Raw genomic sequence first — 2788 nt, 5'->3', positions numbered from 1 at the left:
CAAGCACACTGTTGAGTTCTCAAGCAACCGACACGCACCGACTCCAACCCACCAGGGGCCTTCACTCGGGGCAACTTGTTAATCTTATCAGACTTTCCGGGGCTTTCCTACCTCGCGATTTCTCGTGAAGTGAGCCGCACAAGCCGACCACATTCCCTACTCCTCAAGGAAACAAGAATCCCCAGGAGTCTTCAGAAAGTGTGGTTCACCCGGGGGATCCAGCCACTTCGCGGCGGCTCCGAGGAGCTTCGCAGTGGTGTCTGTTCCTCCCTGCCGGGCTGACTCAGAGAACATTACGGTGGTCGGGGCCCAACGGTCAAACCCGTGCCCCGTGACCCCGGTCACCGCGCTACGGCAGGTCGTCAGTGGTACTTCTACGGCCCGGCGCAACCGACGAACCTCCCCGGCCGCCCCGGTACCGTCGGGTCATGAGCCTCTCCAGCGACACCGTTCGTCCGTCCCTCGCCCACCGCCCGGGTGATGGTGTTCCCGTGCGTGTGCTGGTTCCCTGCACGGTCGACGAACGGCACCAGGCTCGTGCGCTCGAGGTCTATCGCGAGCTGGTCGACGCGACCAGGCGGGAGGCCGGCTGCCTGTCGTACGAGCTCCTCCAGCGCGTGGACGACTCGACCCGCTTCGTCCTCGTCGAGGAGTGGGAGTCGCAGGATCATCTCGACGCACACACCCGGACGGAACACTTCGTGCGGCTCGTCGCGGAGCTCGAGCAGCTCGAGACGGCCGCGCCCGGCGAGCTCTACCGACGCGTTCTCTAGGACGCGTCCGCTCAGACGGGCAACGCGGGGCGCACTGGTCTCCGACGCTCGCCCCTCGTCAACGGGCGACGGACCCCCCGCAACCAGGTGACGATCCTGTCGACGTCCGTGACGGTCATCCCCACCGTCGGGTCGACCCTGTGCAACAGCGCCCCGGCAGGGTGCACCCTCTCGATCCACCTCTGATCGGCATCCCCGAGAACGTCATCGACCCAGACGAACGGGCGCCCGTCCGCGACGCGAACCAGCGCCTTCGTCTTCCACTGCAGGTCGTCCACCCCCTGGTCACCGTCGTAGGCAGGAAGGTCAGCCACCCGTAGGTGCGGCAGATCGAGCAACGGCGCGATCACCTCGTTGGCACCGTGCATCCACGCGGTCGCCCACATCAGTTCGCAGCCCAGACCGGACAACAGCGGGCAGAGTGCACGATCGACACGCGCAAGGTGAGGATTCGACGCCGCCGTCCAGGACTCAGGAGGCCCCGGAACACGTGGCATCTCCGGGCCGCCGAACGGGAGCAGCGTCCCGTCGACGTCGAGGAACCGGATCGGACGCGATGCGGCGGTCACCTGCGCACCGTCGAGGAACCGGTGTGTCGGACGCCGTCCCGAGACGGGCACGGCCCCCGCGCAGGTGGTGACTGCTATCTCGCCGAACGTTGGCGGCGTGCCTCGTAGAGCACGATCGAGGCGGCGTTCGCCGCGTTGAGCGAGCTGGCCGAGCCGGCCATCGGGATGCTGAGCGTGACGTCCGCAGCGTCGCGCCATGCGCGGGACAGCCCCGCGGTCTCGTTGCCGACGAGGAGCAGCACAGGCTGAGTCAGGTCGAACGCCGAGATCTCCGCGTCGCCGTCCTCGTCCGTCGCCGCTACCACGATCGGCACACCGGCCGAACGCTGGCCCTCGACCCACTCCATGACGTCGTGGGGGGACGCGGCCCGCACCGTCGGCACGGCGAAGAAGGAACCCGTCGAGGCACGGACGGACTTCGGGTCGTACGCGTCTGCGGCGTGCCCGGTGGTGATCATGCCGTGCGCGCCGAGGGCGTCCGCTGAGCGGATGATCGACCCGATGTTGCCAGGCTGCGTGGGGCGGTCGAACACCAGGCCCAGGAAGTCCTGAGGCACCGGAATCCGCGTGAGGTCGTCGGGAGCCATGCCGACGACGGCCAGCAGCTCAGCCCCGCCCTCGGTCTTCTCGCTGAGCTCGGCCAGCAGGTCGGCCGACATCGCGATCTTCTCGGCGTTCGGCTGCGACGCGAGCAGGTCCCGTGCCCAGGGCGAGAGGGACCGGTCGGCGTCGTACAGCAGCGAACGGAGCTCCCACCCGTGCTCGATCGCCAGGTTGACCGGCCGGACACCCTGCACGATGAACTCTCCTGCACGGTGACGCTTGGAGCGGTTGGACAGGAGCGTCTGCAGCACCTGGAATCGAGCATTGCGGGCGCTGATGCGGGTGACCACGTGTTCCTCCGGAGACCTGGCAGCATCTGGGTCCGCCGCCTGACTCGAAGGCTACCGGCTCGTCGCACGGCGCACGGCGAGCACCTTGCCTGCGGGGCCTGCAACGGCATGAGCTCTCGGGGCAGCAGCAGTCCGGGAACATCCCGCGCCGCCGGAACGGACTGGACCGGGCGTGCGTCGTGCCAGCACACAACAGCCAGTCGTGACATCAGCACGGCCCGACGGCGAGGCCCACCAGCCGGCGCGAGCGCACCTCACCCGTCACGCGCGACGGTGGGCCCCCTCACGCCCGACGACTCCGCACACGTGCCCGTCCACGACGCCCCCCGAAGGACATGCCGCCGACAGCGTTCCACCATGACGGTGACAGCGCACGAGGCGAGAGCCGGAAAGCAGACGAGCCCCGCGACACCTGATGGCGTCCGGGGCTGAGGTTCCGGCGATTCCGGTCGTGGGCGTCGCGGCGGGGTGATGGGGTCCGGGTATGCCAAAGGCCCACCCCTGTTGGGGTGGGCCTTTGGTGAATGGTTGTCCGGCGGCGACCTACTCTCCC

The 2788-nt window shown here is 68.4% G+C and carries 3 protein-coding genes; 1 reads left to right on the top strand and 2 read right to left on the bottom strand.

Translation table 11 applies throughout. The annotated features are described in order from the left end of the window. Positions 1–428 precede the first annotated feature (428 nt). Entirely contained in the window at positions 429–773 is a 345-nt protein-coding gene (locus H9652_RS19450) for a putative quinol monooxygenase (protein WP_191798458.1), read from the top strand. Between the two features lie 11 nt (positions 774–784). On the opposite strand, the gene H9652_RS19445 is transcribed toward H9652_RS19450, so the two are convergent. Both H9652_RS19445 and H9652_RS19440 read right to left on the bottom strand, forming a co-directional pair. Then, positions 785–1342 (bottom strand): HAD domain-containing protein, encoded by a 558-nt coding sequence (locus H9652_RS19445; RefSeq protein ID WP_191798456.1) that lies wholly within the window; start codon positions 1340–1342, stop codon positions 785–787. A 74-nt stretch (positions 1343–1416) separates the two neighbouring features. Then, complete coding sequence (locus H9652_RS19440) at positions 1417–2235, bottom strand: TrmH family RNA methyltransferase (protein ID WP_191798453.1); 819 nt, start codon at positions 2233–2235, stop codon at positions 1417–1419. Between the last annotated feature and the right edge of the window lie 553 nt (positions 2236–2788).

This window comes from Oerskovia rustica (assembly GCF_014836555.1).
GTDB lineage: Bacteria > Actinomycetota > Actinomycetes > Actinomycetales > Cellulomonadaceae > Oerskovia > Oerskovia rustica.
This window is presented reverse-complemented; position numbering and strand designations above follow the sequence as displayed.